Source organism: Pseudomonas imperatae (assembly GCF_057128625.1).
The window spans coordinates 73,573-88,442 of sequence record NZ_JBSKHP010000009.1; the positions used below are offsets into that span (position 1 = coordinate 73,573).

General features: G+C 60.9%; 13 protein-coding genes. 6 read left to right on the top strand and 7 right to left on the bottom strand.

Annotated elements, in window-relative coordinates; genetic code table 11:
* Position 1 precedes the first annotated feature (1 nt).
* The 6 genes from eno (at position 2) to fdhA (ending at position 6,268) form a co-directional block, all read left to right on the top strand.
* The gene (gene eno, locus ACWKWX_RS13380) at positions 2–1,297 is read left to right on the top strand and encodes a phosphopyruvate hydratase (RefSeq protein WP_483827985.1); all 1,296 of its coding nucleotides are present in this window, start codon (positions 2–4) and stop codon (positions 1,295–1,297) included.
* Positions 1,294–2,310, top strand: coding sequence for a phosphotransferase family protein (locus ACWKWX_RS13385; protein ID WP_483827986.1), 1,017 nt, complete (start codon positions 1,294–1,296; stop codon positions 2,308–2,310). Before eno ends, ACWKWX_RS13385 begins: the two co-directional genes overlap by 4 nt.
* 42 nt (positions 2,311–2,352) lie before the next feature.
* On the top strand, positions 2,353–3,483 hold the full coding sequence (locus ACWKWX_RS13390) for an FAD-dependent oxidoreductase (protein ID WP_483827987.1): 1,131 nt from the start codon (positions 2,353–2,355) through the stop codon (positions 3,481–3,483).
* 47 nt (positions 3,484–3,530) lie between these two features.
* Positions 3,531–4,580 (top strand): Rieske 2Fe-2S domain-containing protein, encoded by a 1,050-nt coding sequence (locus tag ACWKWX_RS13395; RefSeq protein ID WP_483827988.1) that lies wholly within the window; start codon positions 3,531–3,533, stop codon positions 4,578–4,580.
* Between the two features lie 15 nt (positions 4,581–4,595).
* Entirely contained in the window at positions 4,596–5,036 is a 441-nt protein-coding gene (locus ACWKWX_RS13400) for a YybH family protein (RefSeq protein WP_483827989.1), read from the top strand.
* Between the two features lie 104 nt (positions 5,037–5,140).
* Complete coding sequence (gene fdhA, locus ACWKWX_RS13405; RefSeq protein ID WP_483827990.1) at positions 5,141–6,268, top strand: formaldehyde dehydrogenase, glutathione-independent; 1,128 nt, start codon at positions 5,141–5,143, stop codon at positions 6,266–6,268.
* A 397-nt stretch (positions 6,269–6,665) separates the two neighbouring features.
* Here fdhA and ACWKWX_RS13410 read toward each other — a convergent pair whose 3' ends face one another.
* The 7 genes from ACWKWX_RS13410 to ACWKWX_RS13440 form a co-directional block, all read right to left on the bottom strand.
* On the bottom strand, positions 6,666–7,727 hold the full coding sequence (locus ACWKWX_RS13410) for a Rieske 2Fe-2S domain-containing protein (protein WP_483827991.1): 1,062 nt from the start codon (positions 7,725–7,727) through the stop codon (positions 6,666–6,668).
* Between the two features lie 33 nt (positions 7,728–7,760).
* Positions 7,761–8,717, bottom strand: coding sequence for a PDR/VanB family oxidoreductase (locus ACWKWX_RS13415; protein WP_483827992.1), 957 nt, complete (start codon positions 8,715–8,717; stop codon positions 7,761–7,763).
* Positions 8,714–9,451 carry a glutathione S-transferase family protein gene (locus tag ACWKWX_RS13420; RefSeq protein ID WP_483827993.1) on the bottom strand — a complete coding sequence of 246 codons (738 nt, stop codon included), beginning with the start codon at positions 9,449–9,451 and terminating at the stop codon, positions 8,714–8,716. Before ACWKWX_RS13420 ends, ACWKWX_RS13415 begins: the two co-directional genes overlap by 4 nt.
* 26 nt (positions 9,452–9,477) lie before the next feature.
* Positions 9,478–10,257: a cyclase family protein gene (locus ACWKWX_RS13425; RefSeq protein WP_483827994.1), complete on the bottom strand. Its 780-nt coding sequence runs from the start codon at positions 10,255–10,257 to the stop codon at positions 9,478–9,480.
* A gap of 23 nt (positions 10,258–10,280) precedes the next feature.
* On the bottom strand, positions 10,281–11,240 hold the full coding sequence (locus ACWKWX_RS13430) for an NAD-dependent epimerase/dehydratase family protein (protein ID WP_483827995.1): 960 nt from the start codon (positions 11,238–11,240) through the stop codon (positions 10,281–10,283).
* A gap of 10 nt (positions 11,241–11,250) precedes the next feature.
* Entirely contained in the window at positions 11,251–12,237 is a 987-nt protein-coding gene (locus ACWKWX_RS13435; protein WP_483827996.1) for a fumarylacetoacetate hydrolase family protein, read from the bottom strand.
* A 150-nt stretch (positions 12,238–12,387) separates the two neighbouring features.
* Positions 12,388–14,862 (bottom strand): efflux RND transporter permease subunit, encoded by a 2,475-nt coding sequence (locus tag ACWKWX_RS13440; protein ID WP_483828092.1) that lies wholly within the window; start codon positions 14,860–14,862, stop codon positions 12,388–12,390.
* Positions 14,863–14,870: the final 8 nt, after the last annotated feature.

Here is a 14,870-nt window from a genome sequence, read left to right on the forward strand (position 1 = left end):
TATGTCTACACGACTTATAAAAACCGTTCACGCCCGACAGATTCTCGACTCGCGTGGCCGCCCCACCGTTGAGGTGGACATACAGTTGAAAGACGGCACCCTGGCCCGCGCTGCGGTACCGTCCGGCGCCTCCACCGGTGCTGCCGAAGCCCACGAGCTGCGTGACCGCGATCACCGTTACTACGAAGGTCGCGGTGTGCGTCAGGCCGTGGCAAACGTCAATGGTCCGTTGCAGAAGGCCTTAGTGGGCCGCGATTGCATGGATCAGCAGGCCTTGGACAACCTGCTGCTGGAGCTGGACGGCACGCCGCAACTCAAGAACTTGGGCGCCAACGCGATCCTCGGTTGCTCGCTGGCCATCTGTCGCGCCAGCGCCGCCGCCAGCGGGCAACCGCTGTACCAACGCATTGCGCAACTGGCCGACGTCAACGCGATCTCGATGCCAATGCCCATGGTCAACATCCTCAGCGGTGGCCTGCACGCGGGCTGCGGGATGGATGTGCAGGATTTTCTGGCCATCCCCGCCAGTGCAACCTCCATCGAGGAGGCCATCCACCAGGTATCGCGTATTCGCAGCGCCGCTACCCGAGTGATGGAGCGTCGCGGCCTGACCACCCTGCTGGCTGACGAAGGTGGCCTGTCCCCGGGCTTCGCCACCGGCCGCGAGGCGTTGGAACTGATGGTCGCCGCCACTGAGGAAGCAGGCCTGGAGCCGGGCAAGGACATGCTGATTGCCATCGACGTGGCCGCCAGTTCCCTCAAAGGCCCGCACGGCAGCTATCGCTTCGCCCGCGAAGGCCGTGACTACCACAGTGACGACATCATTGAGATGCTCGAAGGCTGGGTCGACGACTTTCCTATTGCGTCCATCGAGGACGGCCTGGACGAGGAAGACTGGGCCGGCTGGGCCAGGCTCACAGCGCGCCTGGGTCATCGGGTACGGCTGATTGGCGACGACCTGTTCACCACCCACCTTGAGCGGGTGAAGCGCGGGATTGAATCCCAAGTCGGCAATGGCGTGCTGGTCAAGGTCAACCAAAACGGCACGCTCAGCGGCACCCTGGCGGTGATCGAAGCGGCGCGCAACAACGGCTATTCGCCGGTGGTCTCGGCACGTTCCGGGGAAACCGAGGACAGCTTCATCGCCGACCTCGCGGTGGGTACGGGCGCAGGGCAAATCAAGATCGGCTCAGTGCGCTGCTCCGATCGCCTGGCCAAGTACAACCAGTTGCTGCGCATCGAAGAACAAAGCGCGGCCGTGTTCGCCGGCCTTTCGGCGATTACGGTGCAATCATGAGCCAGCCGGTTATGACAGCGCCCGAGCAAGACGTCGCTCCCCAGCTACAAGCATTCCTGGTCTCTGCCGGGCTGATGGCGCACGGCGCCACAGCGCGCTGGACACCGCTCACCGGGGGCGTGTCGTCCGAGATCTGGAAGGTCGAGACTCAAGGCCGCACGCTCTGCATCAAACGCGCTCTGGCTAAACTCAAGGTGGCTGCCGATTGGGAGGCGCCGCTGTCGCGCAATGCCTACGAATGGGAGTGGATGAAGTTCGCTGCTCTGCAGGTACCGGGCGCGGTGCCCACTCCCATCGCCCAAGACCTGGAGGCTGGCCTGTTCGCCATGGCCTTCCTGCCACCGGAGCAATTTGGCCTGTGGAAGCAGCGTCTGATGGATGGCGATATCGACTCACAGGTGGCCGGTGCCATTGGCTCGGTCCTGGCCACCCTGCATCGAGCCAGCGCCGACTCTCCAAGCCTTGCGCAAGCCTTTGCCACGGATGACAACTTTCACGCCCTGCGGATTGACCCGTACCTGCTCGCCACGGCGCGCCGCCATCCCGCGCTTGCCCCACGGCTTGAAGAGCTGGCACGCATCACCGCCACCACTCGAATCGCGCTGGTGCATGGCGATATCAGCCCGAAAAACATCCTAGTCGGCCCAAATGGCCCGGTCATTCTCGACGCTGAATGTGCCTGGTATGGCGACCCTGCGTTCGATGTGGCGTTCTTCCTGAACCACTTGCTGCTCAAATGCGTGGTGAACCCAGGATTCAAGGACTTGTATCTGCAATGTTTCCGGGCCTTCGAGCACAACTATTTCAGCGAAGCTCGCCAGGCAGCGATCCTGACGCGCGCAGCAGCGCTGCTGCCCGCGCTGCTATTGGCTCGCATCGACGGCAAGTCGCCTGTGGAATACATCACCGTCGAGTCCGACAAACACCGTGTTCGCGAGTTCGCCAGCCGGCTGTTGCTGCAACCGCCCGCCACGCTTGAAAGCATTGCCGTTCAGTGGAGCGCGCAGATCTAGTCGTCGTTCACTGTCACCCATCAAAACAACAAGGACATGGCCATGGGCAACAAAACGCAAAAAATACTCATCGTGGGTGCTGGTATCGGCGGCCTGTCCGCCGCCATTGCCCTGCGTCAGAAAGGGCTCGACGTTGACGTACTCGAGCTGTCATCGCAGTGGAAAGTATACGGCGTCGGCATCATCCAGCAAGGCAACGTCGTCAGGGCAATGGCCCAACTGGGCGTCGCCGATGAATGCCTTCGTCATGGTTACGCCTCAGACTCGGTGCGCCTGTGCGACGGCGCGGGCAACGAACTGGCGGTGGTGCCCGGCAAGCGCCTGGCCGGAGCCGCATTTCCGGTGAACATGGCGCTTCCGCGTATCGATCTGCACAACATCCTGCTGGCGCAGGCCGAAAAGCTGGGCGCGCGCATTCGCCTGGGCCTGACGGTAGAGACCTTCGAGCAAAGCGACAGCGACGTCTGGGTACGCCTGAGCAATGGCGAAACCGCTACTTATGATGTGCTGGTCGGTGCCGACGGCATTTACTCGAAAGTGCGCGCCAAGCTGTTCGGCGATCACTTGCAGCCGCGCTTCACCGGCCAGGGTGGCTGGCGCTGCAACATGCCCCGCATGCCCGAGATTGATCGCCTGACGATGTACAAGGGCAAGAACGGCGGACAAGCCGGCTTCTGCCCGCTACGCGAAGACCTGATGTACCTCCTGCAAACCACTGAAGAACCCGGCAACCCGAAAATGCCGGCCGACCAGCTTGATGTACTGTTCCGTGAGCGCCTGGCCGAGTTCGAAGGGCCGGTGGCCAAGGCCCGGGACACCTATATCACCTCGCCGGACCAGGTGATCTACAAACCCTTCGAGACCATTTTCCTTGACCAGCCATGGTTCAGTGGACGCGTGATGCTGATCGGCGATGCCGCACATGCGACCACCCCACACCTGGGGCAAGGCGCGGGCATGGCCGTAGAGGATGCGGTAGTACTGGCCGAAGAATTGAGCAAGGGGCCGGTGGAGCAAGCCTTCGAGCACTACATGGAACGACGCTTCGAACGCTGCAAATTCGTGGTGCAAGCCTCCGTCCAGATCGGTGACTGGGAAATGAGCCGCGCGACGAACTTCGACTACATCGGATTGACGCGGCAGATGGTCGAGATCACGTCCCAACCAATCTAGCCGCCTCTAAACACAACAATAACAATTCGACTGATGAGGTATCGAGCATGAGCTATCTCTACAACACTTGGTATTGCGCCGGCTGGTCAGCTGACCTGACGGACAACCTAATCCCAATCACCATTCTGGAAAAGCCGGTACTGCTGTACCGCAAGGAAGACGGCACCGCCGTAGCCATCGGCAACCGGTGCCCGCATCGCTTCGCGCCCCTGCATCTGGGCACCCAGGTGGGCGACAGCATCCAGTGCCCCTACCACGGTCTGCGCTTCGGTGAAGACGGAAAATGCGTGCATAACCCTCACGGTGACGGCAGCATACCCAGAGCGGCGCATGTGCCCAGCTTTCCGCTGGTAGAACGTCACAGCGCGCTATGGATCTGGATGGGCGATCCGGCGCTGGCCGACCCGACACTGATAGCCGACCTTCACGAGATTACCCAGCGCCCGGGCTGGACCCAGGTGTGGGGGCAATTGAAGGTCGAGGCGCATTACGAGCTGCTGACCGACAACCTGCTGGACCTAAGCCACGTGCAGTACCTGCACCCGTTCCTGTCGTTCGACGGCCCTCCTCCGCCGGGCTTCCAGGTGCATACCAGCATGGAACAAGAAGGTGATTTCGTTTACCACCGCAACCTGGTGGTAAACATGCCGACTACCCCGCTGTTCAAGGCATTGTGGGGCGCCGAGCAGGTCGAATCCGGCGATCTGCGCTCGCACATGCGCTGGTCGGCGCCTGCCAACCTATACCTGGATGTGGGCATGACGCGCAGCGGCGAGCCCGAAGAGAAAGGTCCGTGCGTACCCATCGCACACCTGCTCACCCCGGAAACACAGACCAGCACCCACTACTTCTGGGCACAGGCGCGCAACCGGCATCAGGATGACGCGGCGTTCTCTGCGGAAATCCACACAGGTATTACCGACGTTTTCGTCAACGAGGACGAAGTGATGATCGAAGCCTGCCAGCAAATGATGGGTACCACCGACCTGATGTCACTCAAGCCGGTGCTGCTTGCTGGTGACTCGGCGGCCGTACGTGCACGCCGGGTGCTGGCAAAACTGATCGCCGACGAAAACCAGATCATAAGCAAAGCCTGAGTGCTGGAGCCCATCATGAGCCTGACTCAAACTCAACATACTGATATCGAACAGATCGCAGCGTTGGAGGCGCAACGTTGCACGGCGCTGGCGACGGATGATTTCGCCACCCTGGCCGACCTGCTGTCCAAGGACCTGATCCACATCCATACCCGTGGCAACACTGATACGTACGACAGCTACCTGAAGTATGTGCAAACCACGCTGCAACTGCTCAAGGTCGAACGAGGCGAGCTGCGGGTACGGCACTACGGCGACACCGTAGTGGTGACGGGCCCGCAAACCAATACCGCCCGCCTGCGTCAAGGTGAGGGCCAGGTACTGCAGATCAGTTCGCGGGCTACCCAGATCTGGGCCCGCGAGGTCGATCAACACTGGCGCTTGGTGTCGTTCCAGGCGACCTCAATCGGCGCCCCAGTGGTGCTGGAGCAATCTTCGAACACCACGTTGGCGTAGACCTCCCCTCCAACAACAAAAGCGAGTTCATCATGGCAGACAATCGCGGTGTCGTTTATCTGGGCGCAGGCAAGGTAGACGTCAGGCCCATCGACTAGCCAAAAATGCAGGACCCACGTGGCCGCAAGATCGAGCATGCCGTTATCCTGCGGGTGGTTTCGACCAATATCTGCGGCTCTGACCAACACATGGTGCGCGGCCGCACTACGGCCCAGGTCGGCCTGGTATTGGGCCACGAGATCACCGGCGAGGTGATCGAAAAAGGCACCGGCGTTGAGCACCTGAGCATCGGTGATCTGGTGTCAGTACCCTTCAACGTGGCGTGCGGCCGCTGCCGTTCTTGCAAGGAGCAGCACACCGGTGTGTGCCTGACTGTCAACCCGGCCCGTGCCGGTGGTGCCTACGGATACGTCGACATGGGAGACTGGACCGGCGGCCAGGCCGACTATGTGATGGTGCCCTACGCCGACTTCAACCTGTTGAAGTTGCCCGACCGTGACAAGGCCATGGAAAAAATTCGCGACCTGACCTGCCTGTCCGACATCCTGCCCACCGGCTACCACGGCGCGGTAACCGCCGGCGTTGGCCCGGGCAGCACCGTGTACGTGGCGGGCGCAGGTCCGGTGGGCCTGGCCGCTGCGGCTTCCGCACGCTTGCTGGGTGCTGCCGTCGTCATCGTCGGTGATGTGAATCCGGTGCGTCTGGTGCATGCCAAGTCCCAGGGCTTCGAGGTCGCCGATCTGTCCCAGGACACCCCACTGCTCGAACAGATCGCCGCCCTGCTGGGCGAGCCTGAAGTGGACTGTGCCATCGATGCTGTAGGCTTTGAAGCACGCGGCCATGGCCATGCAGGGGCGCAACATGAAACGCCGGCGACCGTGCTCAATTCGCTAATGCAGGTGACTCGCGTCTCGGGCAAGATCGGCATTCCAGGGCTGTATGTTACCGAAGACCCGGGCGCCACCGACAGTGCGGCGAAAGTCGGTGCGCTAAGCATTCGTTTTGGCCTGGGCTGGGCTAAGTCACACAGCTTCCACAGCGGCCAGACTCCAGTGATGAAGTACAACCGGCAACTGATGCAGGCCATCATGTGGGACCGGATCAACATCGCGGATGTGGTGGGCGTGCAAGTGATAGGGTTGGACGAAGCCCCGCGAGGATATGGCGAATTCGATGCCGGCGCACCGAAAAAGTTTGTCATTGACTCGCACCGTACCTTCAGCAAGGCCTGAGAACGGTCACTGTCGCTCCCTCCAGTCGCTGCTGTCGTCCTGACGGCAGCGGCTTTTTTGGCGCTCTATCTACTCCTGGCACACCTACTCAATAGGCCTGCGGGGCCCTCTCGCGAGCAAGCTGTGCGCCACAATGTTCCCGTCCTTCTGTAGCAACTGCCGAAGGCGGCGTCAAAAGCGGCGCGGTAGATCAACCAATGCGCGGCGTCTGTGACGCGACCTAGCGGCCGCTGCTACGGGCTATCCAACACCATAGATCTCCCATAAGCACACGCCACCCACTGCGCCCCTCTCTGCAGGACACAGCGAAGCCCGGGAAGCGGCAGACCTGGACCAAAGAGTCGTTCGCTTCCCGAGCTTCGCCCGGTCCCAAAGTGTTTTGTGCTCTGCTGGAAACTCAATCCCCCGCGCGCAGTTGCTCGACAATCTTGCGAGCGCGGTTGGCGCCAACGTCCACATGGATATCGATCATCTGCCGAGCGCCAAACCGGCACATATCGCGATACTGCGCTTCGATAACCACCTTGTCCTCGTCGAACGTCAGTTGCGTCTGCTCAATGACCTTCGCCTTGACCGCTTCAGGGTCGCTGACAGGGTTGGTGGCCATGGTCCAGAAGTAGTGGCTGGTGGTTTCGGTTTCCGGTGTCACCCCATGAAAGCCACGCATGTGGAAACCAACACGCCCTGGGTTTGCCACCGACTCAGTGTTGACGTCGACAGCCCCAGTCCAGATGCGCAGGTGGCTGACGTGGAATTCAATTTCCTGCCAGCGATCCACATTGCCCTTGAATGGGTATGCGGCCGTGTAGGTGGGTGGTGGCGCAGAATCGAGCATGTGCCGCACCACCTTGACCGTATGACCGTCCCCCAGGACTTGCATATCGGCGTTCATGTGGATATTGGCGTTGCCGCCAATGGTGCGCAGATGTACATACCCCAGGTGGCTGAGGTCCAGCAGGTTGTCGTGAATAAGCTGGTAAGGGGCGTCGTAATGGTAGACGTCGCCGTCGAACAGGTATTGGCCGCTGCTGTGCACTTCATATGCCGGGGGCTCGACGGTGGGCTGCGGATGCGCCTCACTGCCGTACCACAGCCAGATGATCTGATCCCGGTCGCGCACCACAAAGGTTGGCACCTTGGCCTTGCTGGGTACCTTGGCCTGGCCAGGCACCTCGACGCACAGGCCCTGCCCGTCGAACAGCAGGCCATGGTACCCGCAGCGCAGATGCCTATGTTCCAGGGTGCCATTGGCCAACGGCAGCGCCCTGTAGCAGCAGCGGTCTTCCAGCGCGGCGACTTGGCCTTGGGCATCCCTGAACAACACCAAGGGCTGGCCCAGCAGTGTACGGCCCAGGGGCTTGTCCTTGAGCTCCCAACCAAGGGCTGCCACGTACCACTGATTGACCGGATAGGTCGCAAGCGGCGCCGAAACGCTTGGGTCGACAATCGCGACACTCATGATTTTGCTTCTCTCAGGCTATTTTTGTCGTTGTCAGAGGTCCAGCACCAGCCGCGGCGACCGGGAGCGTGAGCAACACGGGGTGAACTGATCATTGAGCGCGTGTTCGGCATCGGTCATGAACTGGTCTCGATGGTCGGGAATACCCGACAGCACACGGGTCAAGCAGCAGCCACAAATCCCCTGTTCGCACGAGGTTTCAAGGCTAACGCCTGCAGCATCCAGTACTTCGAACACACTTTTCTCTGCAGGAATCACAAACACCTGGCCAGAACGCGCCAGTTCCACTTCAAAGGCCTGATTGGCATCGTGCTCTACCACCGGCGCGGCAAAATATTCACGGTGCACCTGCTCGACCGGCCAGCCAAACTTGGCCGCCGAACCCAGGACGAAATCCATGAATCCACCCGGGCCGCACACATACACATGCTCGCCTGGAGCCGGCGTTCGCAGCACATTGGCGATGTCGAGCTTCTGCTCGGGCGCGCCATCATCGAAATGCGTCTGCACGCAAGCGGCAAACGGCGACGCGGCCAGCAATTTGACGAAGGCCGCCCGTTCGGCCGAGCGGCTGCAGTAATGCAGCTCGAAATCCAGCCCTTGGTGGGACAGTGAATAGGCCATGGCAAGGATCGGCGTGATGCCGATGCCGCCGGCAAACAGCAGGTACTTGCTCGCAGCCGGCGCCAGCTCGAACAGGTTGCGCGGCTCGCCTATGGCCAGCGTGTCGCCGACCTGGATGCCCTCGTGCATGCCTTTTGAGCCGCCCCGCGACGTCGGCTCACGCAACACGGCAATCACATAGCGGTGGCGCTCCTCCGGGTGGTTGCACAGTGAGTACTGCCGCGTGAGCCCCGGTGCCACGTGGACGTCGATGTGCGAGCCAGCTGTGAAGGCTGGCAGCTGGTCACCCTCTGCGCTAACTAATTCAAAACTGCAGATGCCCTCGGCCTCGTCGCACTTGCTCAATACCTTGACTTCAAGCGTCACTGGCTCACCCCGTGTCCCAGCCGAGACCCTGCCCCGTAAGCGCTGGCGAATGCCGGCAGCGTTTGCAACGCTTCGTACCAGCGGCTCACACCCGGCAGGTCAGCCCATAGCGACGCAAGCCCCAAATCCTGGAGACGGACCACGCTGGGCATCATCGCCACGTCGGCCAGCGTCAGGCTGTCGTGGGCGATCCAGCGGCTGTTGGCCAGCGCCTGTTCCATACGCAGCAGCGAGGCCACGATGCGCTCCCTGGCATCGTCCAGTTTTTGCTGGGAGAACCCCTCACTGCTCACTTCCAGGGCGAAGTACTTCCGCACGGGCAAGCGTTCAGCAAATGCCTCACGCTGCTGCGTCGTCATCCCCCGCAGAAAACCGCCGAAGAACGTCTGGAAGGAGGGGTAGCGAATGGACGGCGTCATGACCTCGTCCAGATACTGGACCCACGCCCGTACTTGAGCACGCTCGTAGGCCGTACCTGGCATCAGCGCACGCTCGGGAAAGACTTCTTCAAGGTACTCATTGATCACACTCGAATCAACGATGGCACGCCCATCGTGTTTCAACGCCGGCAACAACCCGTTCGGGTTGATCGCCAGATACTCAGGGGCCAAATGCTCGCTGCGCTCCAGCGCCACCCATCGGTTGACGTAGGGCAGTTCCTTGTACGCCAGAACGAACCGTACCCGCTGACTGCAGGTAGACACCGCGGCGTTGTAAAGCTCAATCTGACTCATGCAAACCTCCGACACTTCCGTTGCATTCAAAACGATTCAAAGATGGCCACGGCGCGCACGAACCCCGCCGAGGCATGCTTTATCTTGTAGGGAAAGCAGGACACCTCGAAGCCATGGGCAGGCAATTGGTCCAGGTTGGCCAGTTTCTCCATCTGCCCATAACCGATGTCTCGCCCCGCCTTGTGCCCTTCCCAGATGATTGACGCGTCGCCGCTGGCAGCGAAGCGTTCACGGGTGAACTTGAACGGTGCGTCCCAGCTCCAGGCATCTGTACCCACCACCCGCACCCCTTGCTCCAGCAGCCAGAGCGTGGCTTCGCGGCCGATGCCGACGCCGGCATCCAGGTAACCCGGCTGGCCGAAAATCGCCCCGGCGCGGGTATTGACCAGGACGATGTCCAGCGGCTGAAGGCGGTGCCCGATACGCTCAAGCTCAGCGGCCACTTCGGCAGCGCTGACCACGTGCCCGTCTGGCAAATGTCGAAAGTCCAGTTTCACTCCGGGGCGCAGGCACCAGTCCAGCGGCAGCTCATCAATACCCCAGGCCGGCTTGCCGCCATCCGTGGTCGAGGCATAGTGCCAGGGCGCATCCATGTGCGTGCCGCTGTGGGTAGTGATCTGTAGGCGTTCGGCAGCCCAGGACTCGTGGCCGGGCATCTGATCCAGGGTGAGGCCCGGAAACATCGCGGCCATTTCCGGCCAACCTTGCTGGTGGTCCATGTATTCAATCTTGGGCAGCAACGGCGGAGGGTCGGTGTAAGGGTTGTTTTCCAACGTGACTGATAGGTCCACGAAATGCTTGGCCATGGGCAGGCTCCGGTGATGAATGATTATTGTGATTGGCTTGGGATGTTCAGCGCAGCGCGCACCAGACGTGCCGCGCTGCCATCGTGTTGAAACCCCCAGCGCCGGGCCTGAGGAGTGGCAAAAGCCGGCAAGCTGGGCAGCGTCTGGCTGCCAGTCTCCTGTGGGTAGCTCACCCACTGCGTATGGTCGGTGCCACAGGCGCGCGCAGCGGCGGTAGCCACGGCGTTAACCGTTAGCCGCAGCAACGGCAGCTGCCAGACGCGCTGGCTGTCTCGCGGGCGGATGCGCAATTCAGCAGCATGCACCAGGTTGTTCACGCAACAGGGAAGCGACATCCACCAGCCCGTGGTAGTGGCCGACACCGGGCACTGGAAGGCCCGTTGCCGGTCAATCGCCAGCAGCAGCTCGCCCATGAATGCACAAGTCCCTCCGCCTTGTTCAGGTAACCGGGCGATAATGGGTGGCAGGCGCACCGCACGTCCGTCCAGGTCACCTCGACGGGACAAGTCGGCCAGGGCTGTTTCCACCATCAGCTTGTGCGCGCCATAGGACTGGTCGGGGTTTGGGGCATGAGGTTCCTTGAACCTGCCGGCCGCCTCAGGCTGCCCATACACCAGCGTGCTGCTGGCGAACACAACGAGTGCCGGCCTGGGCAGTGCGCGCAATTGTGAAAACAGCTCCAGCGTGGCCAGCAGGTTGACCTGGTAACCCCTCTCGAAATCCACCTCTGCCACCTCATTACCAGTACTAGCCAGGTGAAAGACCACATCGACACCATCTGCCAGCACTCGACGCAGCAATGCGGCATTGTTGAAACTACCGAGGTGCAGGCGAACCCGTGAGTCATCAGGCGCTCTGTCGATAGCATGATCTAACAGCAGCAATCGGGTGATCGCCTGTCCTCTGAGCACGCCTTGCGCCAGGAGTCTTTCCACCAGCCTACTGCCGATAAACCCTCCCGCCCCAGTGACCAGTATTCGCATGGGCGACCTCTCAAACGTGCTTGGTACGCACGACACGTTGATCAATGGCAGAGAAGATTGAGCCGCCATCGCGGCCCATGACATCCATGCGTACGCGGTCGCCAAAGCGCATAAAACCAGTGCGCGGCTTGCCGTCGGCAATCATTTCGATGGCTCGCCGCTCGGTAATACAGGCCGAGCCGACGCTCCGGTCATGGTTGGACACGGTGCCCGAACCGATCAGTGTGCCCGCCCCCAGGCGCCGAGTGAGCGCCGCATGGGCTACCAACTCGAAGAAGCTGAAATGCATCGCCCCGCCATGGGGGTGGCCAAACCATTCGCCGTTCCAGCTAATGTTCAAGGGCAAATGCACCCGCCCATCGTGCCAGGCATCGCCCAGTTCATCTGGAGTAACAGCTACTGCAGCGAAACTGGACGAAGGTTTGGCGTGAAGAAAACCGAAGCCAGTTTTCATTTCCCGCGGTGCCAATGCACGCAGGCTCACATCATTGACTTGCAGGATTAGCTTGATGTGCGACGCTGCCTCGGCGGCGCTGCAGCCCAATGGGACGTCATCTATCAGGACAGCGAACTCACCTTCGAAATCAATACCCTGCTCCTCACTAGGCAACGCAATGTCGTCACGACCGCCGATGAAATCGTCCCCCGCGCCTTGGTACATCAAGGGCGTGTGCTCGACGCCGTCGATGGGCGCGAAGCCAAAAGCTTTCTGCATCAACTCGCCGTGGCTCAAAAACGCCGAGGCGTCGCACCACTGATAGGCGCGAGGCAATGGCGCCAGTGCCTGGGCCGGATCGAACTCAAAGGCGCCCGGCAACACCCGCGCATTGAGCTGCTGGTAGCGGACCTGCAGCATTGACTCTACCTGCGTCCACGATTCAATGGCCTGCTGAAGCGTGGCGGCAATATCGGATGCATCCACCGCCACCTGCAGATCCCGCGAGACGACGACCAGACGGCCATCACGATGTTGATTTTTCAGACTGGCCAGCTTCATGGTTGATCCTGCTCCTGGACGGCACGCAATTCGGCGGCGCAGATCGCTGCGCCATAACTGATGAGGCCAGCGGCCAACACCATCAGAAAACCTTTGATCATCGACATAAGCATTTTTATTGTTGTCCTTATGGATGGTGGATAACCCCCGCTAGCCGATGTAACGCTGCGGGGTCGGTACACAATCAGGCTCAGGCTTGTGCATCACTAACGGCGTCACCAAGCCAGCCGCAGTGTGCGGCTGTGTCAGGGAGCCACCAGTGCGTTTAGCAGAAGGCAAAAGGAAACAGGCCAACGCGGGCACCAGGAACAGCGCGCCCACCATGTTCCACACGAACATGAACGCCAACAGCACACCCATGTCGGCTTGAAACTTGATGGGGGAAAACATCCAGGTAGCCACCCCCACTGCTAGGGTGATTCCGGTCAGCATTACGACCTTCCCGGTCGACACCAGCGCCCGGTAATAGGCTTCAGACAGGCTTGCGTCCTGGCGCAAGTGGCCCAGCAGAATGCTCATCACATAGAGCGCGTAGTCCACGCCAATGCCCACGCCCAGGGCGATCACCGGCAAAGTCGCGACCTTCACGCCAATGTTCAGCCACACCATCAACGCCTCGCAGAGAATCGAGGTAAGCATCAGTGGGATCACTGCGCACAATGTCGCGCGCCAGGAACGGAAGGTAATCAGGCAAAGAACGATCACCGCAGCGTAGACCCAAGCGAGCATCTCGCGATTGGCCTGCTTGACCACGATGTTGGTTGCTGCTTCGATGCCGGCGCTGCCCGCGGCCAGCAGGAACTTGACGTCGTCGGTATCATTAGCCGCGGCGAACTGCGCCACGTGGTCCACCAGACGGCTGAGGGTTTCAGCCTTGTGGTCTGTGAGGTAGGCGTACACCGTCAGCAGGCTGCAATCCTCGTTATACAGGCCGCGAGGCGCACCAGCGGTGACCATGTTGAGCATCGACTGGTTGTTCTGCAGCTCATACCATTTGGCGCTTCCCTCACTCAGCCCCACCAGCATGCGGCGGTTTAGCAACGCCAGGGAGTTGGTCGAGTCCACGCCCTGCAGAGCGCGCAGCTGCCAATCCAGAGCATCAACCTTGGCCAAGGTCGCGTAGTTGGCGCACCCGCCGACCGGGGTTTTGACCATCACCGCGAACAAGTCGCTGCTGGCCCCGTAATGCTGTGTGAGGAAGGCATCGTCCTGGTTGTAGCGCGAATCGGCGCGCAGCTCAGGGGCGCCGGCATCCAGGTCGCCAATTTTCAGGCCCAAGCCCACGGTGAAGCCAATGCCGGCCAGCCCGATACTCACCAGGATACAGGCCGTAGCCCAGCGGCGACGGGTAAACAGGTCCAGCAAGCGCCAAAAGGCGTGGCGACGCTGCCCATCGCGCTCTGCATGCTCACTCTTGAGGCTCAACTGGGCAGCCCGTGGAGTGACGCCGATGTAGGACAGCAGGACCGGCAGTAGGATGAGGTTAGTGAAGATCAGCACCGCCACACCGATGCTGGCGATCAACGCCAGGTCTTGGATGACCTGGATCTTGATGATCATCAGCACAGCAAAGCCTACCGCGTCACACAGCAAAGCCGTCAACCCTGCCAGGAACAGCCGCCGGAAGGTAAAACGAGCCGCCACCACCCGATGCATACCTCGGCCGATGTCCTGCATGATGCCATTCATTTTTTGGGCGCCATGACTCATACCGATGGCGAAAACCAGGAATGGCACCAGCACCGAATACGGGTCGAGCTGGTAATGCAACAGCGGTAACAGGCCCAACTGCCACAGCACCGCGATCATTGAGCAGCTGACCACCAGCAGCGTACTACGTAGGCACCGGGTGTAGACATACAGAACCACGGTGGTAATGGCGATGGCCACCGCAAAAAACAACAGGATTTGGCGCAGACCGTCGATCAGGTCTCCGACTTTTTTCGCGAAGCCGGTGATGTGAATGCCAATTGCGTCACTTTGGTAAGTCTTGCGCAAGTCTTCCAGTTGCTCGGACAGATGGGCGTAATCTAGCGGTTTGCCGTCCGGGGTCGTGGCTAGTAAGGGCACGTAAATGATGCTCGAACGCTGATCGAAACTGACCAACTGCCCGACTTCGTTGGACTGCTGCACGTTCACGCGCAGCTGTGCCAGGCTTTTTTGGCTGCCGTCATACGCATCCGGGATCACGGGACCACCGTCCAGGCCATCCTCGGTCACTGCTACCCACCGAGTCGCCGGTGTCCACAGCGATTTCATGTAGGCCCGGTCAACGCCGGGGATCAGGTAAATAGCATCATTGAGCGCCTGCAGCGTTTTCAGGTACCCAGGCTCGTAGATGTCGCCGTGCTCGTTGGTCACGGCAATGCGCAAAGCATTGCCTAGACCGCTGAGTTCTTTCTGATGATCCAGGTAGTTGGCAATGTAGGGATGGTGGGTAGGGATCATCTTCTCGAAACTGGCGTTGAGCTGGACCTTGGTGGCGTTGAACCCCAGGAACAGCGTGGTGGCCAGGCAGATCAGCAGCACCCACAGCCTGTGGTTGAACAAGGCGCGCTCCACCACTGACCCCGAACGAGGGTCGAATTCACCACTGGGTAGCGGGCGTGGTTGTACGGAATCCATCTTCATAG